Below are 6,164 nucleotides of genomic sequence, written 5' to 3'. Positions count from 1 at the left end.
TTTGTTTCACAAATGATTTCATCAGCCTGAGACTGCTCGATGTCTTTTGAAAGATATGGTTCATCTAATGAAATGACAGTACCTTCATCAGTACTTAAGACACCTACACCTGTATACAATGTAGAAATGGGCAGTGATTGACGCATTAATTGTAGTGCATTACCTAGCGATTTAATGTACTTTTCATTGATGCTGAAGCTATACAGAACCAGTCTAGGTAATTTTTGTGTCGTTAGAATATCTGACGTTTCAATACGTTTAATATTTTTGCCATCCGTGATAGTCAATTTCTCAATCCCAGTAGAGGGATCAAGAAATTTGTTTTCAATGATGATTGGACTAGATAAACGAACTACCTTATCTTCGTCGTTTTTGTTTTTTGCTCGAATAAGTTCATACCATCCAGTTGAATTTACCCAATATGGATATTGCTTGAAGATGTTATGAGTCATAATTAATCTCTCCTTTGCTATATAAGCATTAAATTTGTGTTGCTACATACATATTAAAGGAGAATTAAACGCAAATAAGTAGGTCGTCCATAAACAAAAATAATGGACGACCTACTTCGGTAGTGCTATTCAAATTTTAAATTGTCTAAGGTTTCACTTAGAGATTTTGCAATAGACCAACTAGATAAATCATTGACTTGTTTACTGATGATTTCGTCTTTAATTTGAGTAGATTTTATTTCTTCAAATAAGTGGAAAGTGTTCGTTAATTCGGTGAAGTTTATTTTTGAAAGAGGCTCAATATCTTTATTAAATGAATATTTATCCAATAAAAAATGAATTCGATACAAGTCATTTAAGAAGCTCTCTACTTGATTTGGACTTATACCATCATCAATATAGGATTGGCGATTAGTATAAAATAGGTTAGAAAATTTAGACAATGACAGATAAAAATCTTTATAAATATTGAGGAACTTATCGTTTGATATTAATGCCTTTGAGCTATTTATTATATTGTCTATGCGTGATTCAAAATTTTGTAATTCATAAGTGCTGTTTTTATATCGGTTTATAGTATTAATAATTCTTTGATAGTTAGAAAATAAGTCGTTTTCAATACCGAGAAAGTATCCATTAACATTGAATGGATATTTTACAATTTCTTTTTTTCTTAATTTTTCACGGATTTTTGCTTCATCATCATTTTGTATATCATAAGTTACAATTTTATGATTGATTCTTTTATTCAAACTTGGAAGGTAGAGTTTGTTTAATATATCAATAATGAAAAAATCTAATAATTTGTTATCAGTACGTTCACTATAATCATCTATACTTGGTTCGTTTGATATATATCTAGCTACTTCATGCTTTACATTCGAACACTTGGAATCATCAGGTTCTACTTGGTTGTATATAATAAAATTTTCGGGATTATTTTCTTTATTATATTGATGAACTTTATATAGTTGCTTGAAGTTGAAGTCATTATCAAATGTCATATTATCTTCCATTAATGTTTCAAACAGTAACTCGTCAATTCTATGTGCTAATTTTCTATATAGTTTTGAACTCTTATCTAAATCTAGAGAATTTGTATAATTAAAAAATGAAGACAATGCATCATTACATTTTGACTGGGCACTAAGCCATTCTAAAGTATAAGAATAGTTTTCAGATGCATAAATTTGCGCTTTTAATGCATCATTTTTAATATTATCAATTGAATCGCTGATATTAGTAATATAGCTAATAAATTGACTATTATTTTTCTTTAATGCCTCCTCTCTTAAATCTATGTCATCAAATTTTTTAGCAGATGTAGGAACAGGAAAGTCGTCAATAGTATTTAGCAAAATTTTAAATAATTCTAATTCAAATAAGTTAAAACTGTAACCGCTATTGGTTGCTGATGGATTTGATTTGTACCTATTTATATCTAACTTATAAACTCGTTCAAGTTTATCCATACTATTCTTAATCATTTTTTCACTCAAGTTACATTCCTTCATTAAATCTTTTCCAGTAAAATATTTGTAATTTTCAAAATTCAAAGTGATTGTCCTTTCAAACTTGCTTTATTGGTTATGTTTACTTTATTTATATTATAAAGTAGAATTAACAGCAATAAAGAGAACGTTCGTTCTTGTTTTGTGTACTTTATACGCTTAATATATAATAAAGTAATATATGAATTGAAAACCTCATCATTGGTCGATGCGCAGAAAGGCATCATAACTGAAAATAGAATAAAAGTACTTAAGTGAAGAAGAAATCGAACAAGTTATCACCCAATATACTGTTAGGCTGATAAAGACCTATTATGTAAACAATAAAGATGAGTACCAAAAAAATATAAAAAACGCGGTTAGAGAAATATTTCAATTTTCTAACCGCATTTTTATTACACACGTTCTATTATTTATTATATAACCCTATTAAGAGTATGTTTTAAGGTACCTTTACATACAGCTTTTTACTTTTATTTTTTGCTTTATCTACACTGTATATTGTTAATTTAGTACCTTTTTTCTGTGGTTTAATATTGAGTTTATAATTACCTTTTGTATCTACAGTTGCTTGTCCAATTTTGGTTGATCCTCTATAGATATAGACAATTGAATTTTTTTCACCTTTACCACTAACAACTTTAGATTTTGTTGTTATTTTGCTTATTGTTGGTGTTTTAGGTGCTGTTCTATCTATAACTTTTTTGGTAACAATCTTACTCTTTTTATTGTATTTATTAATTGTAAATATTTGAATATTTGTACCTGCTTTTTGTTTTGGAATACTCATAAAATATTTACCATCTGTAACTTTTGCTTTTCCTATTTGCTTATTATTTACATATGCATAAACCATCATATTAGATGTAGCTTTTCCTCTTATTTCTTTTGAAAAATCTGCGATTGTATCAACTGTGAATGAAGCTATATTTTCAGTTCGTTCAACTTTAAATAATTTTTTATCAAAATCATAATCAAGTTCATTATCATTACCCAACTTATCAGATGCTACAATATCATCAAGTATTATATCACCTGTTTTAATGTAAGATGGTATTTTGAATTCAATAATGGCTTGCCAGTTTCCATTACTTATTTGTTTAATATCTCTTGTGAAATTCGCAAAAGTCATCGGAATATATTTTTGAGAGCCATCTTTATATACATCGGGTTCTAATGTATTTAGTTTAGCTTGGACATAAGCGATATCATTCTTGTCTTGCATTTCAATTGTCATTTTTACTATATCATTTGGATTATAAATTTTTTTATCTGTGTAGTATTTAATGATTTTTGGACCATTAAATTCTTGTTTGGGTTTAGTTGATTCATCAAACGCTTCTACTCTATATTCTCCTAAATCGGATGTATTGTTATTTAACACTTTTATAAGTAAACCATTGGAATTACTATATGATCTCGTATATTCTGACTCAATGTCATTCCAGCTGTTAACTGTAATATCAAAAGCATCATCTACCATTTTCTCAGGTAATTGAATAGTTATGATAGATTCCCAATTACCATTCGCTTTCTTATAAAATGATGTCGTTCTGCCAACTAATGAAGTTTTATCAAAACGATATGGTGGATCGTCTATATACCATCCACTAGATCTATGTGAATATAATATTGCTTCACTATAAGTAGGTTTAGTAAAGTTCCTGTTATGCTCAGTATATATTTTAACTGTGTCACCAGGTTTGTAATTAATGCGGTCCGTTTCGATACTTAAAATACCTTCATATTTCTTATCATAATAAGTATTTTTATAAGTACTGTTGCCTTTTATGTTTTTCAGTCTATTTGTATTTAATTGTTGCTGTTTCTGTATAGCTAATGTTTCATTATCAGTTTGGTTAGATTTGGCTTGAGCATTATATAATGTCTGTTGATTTGGTGAACTCATTTGTTGTGTAGTAATAGATTCAGGTTTTTTAATTTGTGTTAGATTTTTAGAATCCATAACTTTGTCTTGAGTATGATCTGTATCTTCAACGACGCCTTTGTAATCTAGAGTGTTTTTGCTTTTATTTTCTTGTGGAACCACTTGTTTACTTTTACTAGCTAAATAATTATCATTTTGATTATTATCAACTTTGGGATTTTCATTTTGGGGTTCTGTCAATGTGCTTTGTGTATTGGTTTTTATACCTTTGTTTTGAACATTTTCTGTTTTAATATCGTTGCTCTTTATACTTGTATTTGTCTCTTGATTATTTATATTTTCTGCTTGTTCTTGCATGATTTCAGATGCATTAGCACTATGTTTATTCAACAAGAAAAACGTCATACATATTAAAATAATACTTTGAGTTAAAATGCTTTTTCTTTTAGTAAATATTTGGATAAAGTTTTTATAGTTTTCTTTCATTTACTTTCCCCTTTTTAAAATTTATTCTATTGTAACTTTTTGTTCTTCAATTTTTTCATTCATCAAGCCGTCCCAAATTTGAACAGTTCCATCTTGATCTACAATAAAGGTATATGAACCGTGACCACTCTTATTATTTGCTGCTATTCTCCATAAGCCATCATCTTGTGCTGAAAATTCTGGTTGTTGAAATTTTATAAGAGAAGCGTCTCCGCCATCAGTTTGATTAACAGCTGCTATAACGTAATCAAACACATTATCTCTATTCACTTTCAAATCAGAAAATTCATCTTTATCCGTAGTTCTTTCACTACTTCCTTCGTGAACTTTTACTGTTTGACTACCCTCATTCTCTTGCTCTTGACTATTATTTTGACCTTCATTCGATTGACTCTCATTATTAACTGTTTCACTAATATTTTGTGAATTATTATCGTCATTTTCTTTTTGTTGAGCTTGTAATTTATTTTTTTCTAACTCTACTTCCTGATATTTGTTGTATCCAAAAAACCCAACAGCTGCTAATATGCCGATGATTGTAATTATTGTCATCGCAGTTAATATCTTTTTCATTTTACACTCCCTTTATAAAAATAATTATCCTCTTCTATTTTACTGTTTCTCCAGGTTCAGGAATTTCTCCCCGAGCAGCTTTGTTGTATACTTCTTGTTGCTTAGCATATTCAGCTTCTGAATCCCAATTTTTATCTATTTCTTCCTTCTCGCTAGGCCCTCCTCCGGATTGTGACATTACATCTTTTTCAAATTTTTCTTTTTCTTCAAGAGAATCAAACTCACCAGTATAGTCTATGCCGTTCTCAGTTTTTTTAATTTCTTCACTATCTTCTGTTGTTCGAACTTCATCAGTATTAGATTCTTCATTAATATTATAAGCTTGGTTATTATTTGTGTTTGTTGGTTCTTGAATTTCTTTTTGGTTTATAGTCTGATTTTGTTGTTCTTTTTTGGAAGTTTTATTCTTACTATCTTTTTGTTTGTTTTCAGTTACTTTAGCTTCTTCTTTTTTAAGTTCTAAATCTTTGTAACTCCCATATGCAAATACAACAGAAACTCCAAATACTGCAACTAATAAAATAACGCCTAAACTGGCGAAAACTTTCTTCACACCATTATCCCCATTCTTTAATTATTTTAATTTTATATTAATCTATTTTGCCACGCTTTTCTATATTTATTCTAAAATAATTTAAAAATGTCCAAACACGAGATAAAATCAAAATTTGGAGAACCTGATAATACCATTTCTATGGATATTGGTAATGTAGAAAAATATCATAATATAGGCATATATTATGGTATAGACGGTACAGTATCAAGTGTATACATTTTACCGGAAGCTATTTCAGTATCTGATTTTAAACAATTTCATGGAGATCCTACTGTAGAAACAGAGGAGCAGTTGGTATATGACGATAACTCTGATAATGGTTTTACTATTTTTGTGAATAAAGGGAATGGTGAAGTACAATCAATTGAAAACACATACCAAGTTGATGAAGCTTCTTTAAATAGTATGGACTAAAATCAATCTAATTAGTACAACAATGATTATATTATTTACTTAAAAATATATTCATTATAAAAACCGCATCACTACCTGATAAGCAGAAGCATATCATAAATGATGCGGTTTTTTTCTGGCTGATTCAATATATAAAATGCAGAGTACGATGTTAATGAATGTTTAATTTTGGTATAATTGAAGAGTGACGTAATATTGATAAAGTCCGTATAATTGTGTAAAAGTAAAAAGGCCATATAACAGTCCTTTTACGGTACAATGTTTTTAACGACAAAAACATACCA

General features: G+C 28.7%; 6 protein-coding genes. 1 reads left to right on the top strand and 5 read right to left on the bottom strand.

The features are described 5' to 3' along the window. From KA858_RS10190 to KA858_RS10170, 5 genes are all read right to left on the bottom strand, one after another. Positions 1–452 (bottom strand): DUF927 domain-containing protein (locus KA858_RS10190; RefSeq protein ID WP_210135619.1); only part of this gene is annotated, 452 nt, incomplete at its 3' end. A 125-nt stretch (positions 453–577) separates the two neighbouring features. Then, on the bottom strand, positions 578–2,008 hold the full coding sequence (locus tag KA858_RS10185; RefSeq protein WP_210135618.1) for a DUF6038 family protein: 1,431 nt from the start codon (positions 2,006–2,008) through the stop codon (positions 578–580). Between the two features lie 397 nt (positions 2,009–2,405). Beyond that, the gene (locus KA858_RS10180; protein WP_210135617.1) at positions 2,406–4,337 is read right to left on the bottom strand and encodes an Ig-like domain-containing protein; all 1,932 of its coding nucleotides are present in this window, start codon (positions 4,335–4,337) and stop codon (positions 2,406–2,408) included. Positions 4,338–4,358: 21 nt separating this feature from the next. Further along, positions 4,359–4,910: a hypothetical protein gene (locus tag KA858_RS12930; protein ID WP_240564014.1), complete on the bottom strand. Its 552-nt coding sequence runs from the start codon at positions 4,908–4,910 to the stop codon at positions 4,359–4,361. A 34-nt stretch (positions 4,911–4,944) separates the two neighbouring features. After that, entirely contained in the window at positions 4,945–5,463 is a 519-nt protein-coding gene (locus KA858_RS10170) for a hypothetical protein (RefSeq protein ID WP_107607365.1), read from the bottom strand. A gap of 87 nt (positions 5,464–5,550) precedes the next feature. On the opposite strand from KA858_RS10170, the gene KA858_RS10165 reads away from it, so the two are divergent. Continuing rightward, positions 5,551–5,880: a hypothetical protein gene (locus KA858_RS10165; RefSeq protein ID WP_210135616.1), complete on the top strand. Its 330-nt coding sequence runs from the start codon at positions 5,551–5,553 to the stop codon at positions 5,878–5,880. Positions 5,881–6,164 lie beyond the last annotated feature (284 nt).

This window comes from Staphylococcus sp. GDX8P80P, assembly GCF_017893095.1.
Classification (GTDB): Bacteria; Bacillota; Bacilli; order Staphylococcales; family Staphylococcaceae; genus Staphylococcus; species Staphylococcus borealis.
This window is presented reverse-complemented; position numbering and strand designations above follow the sequence as displayed.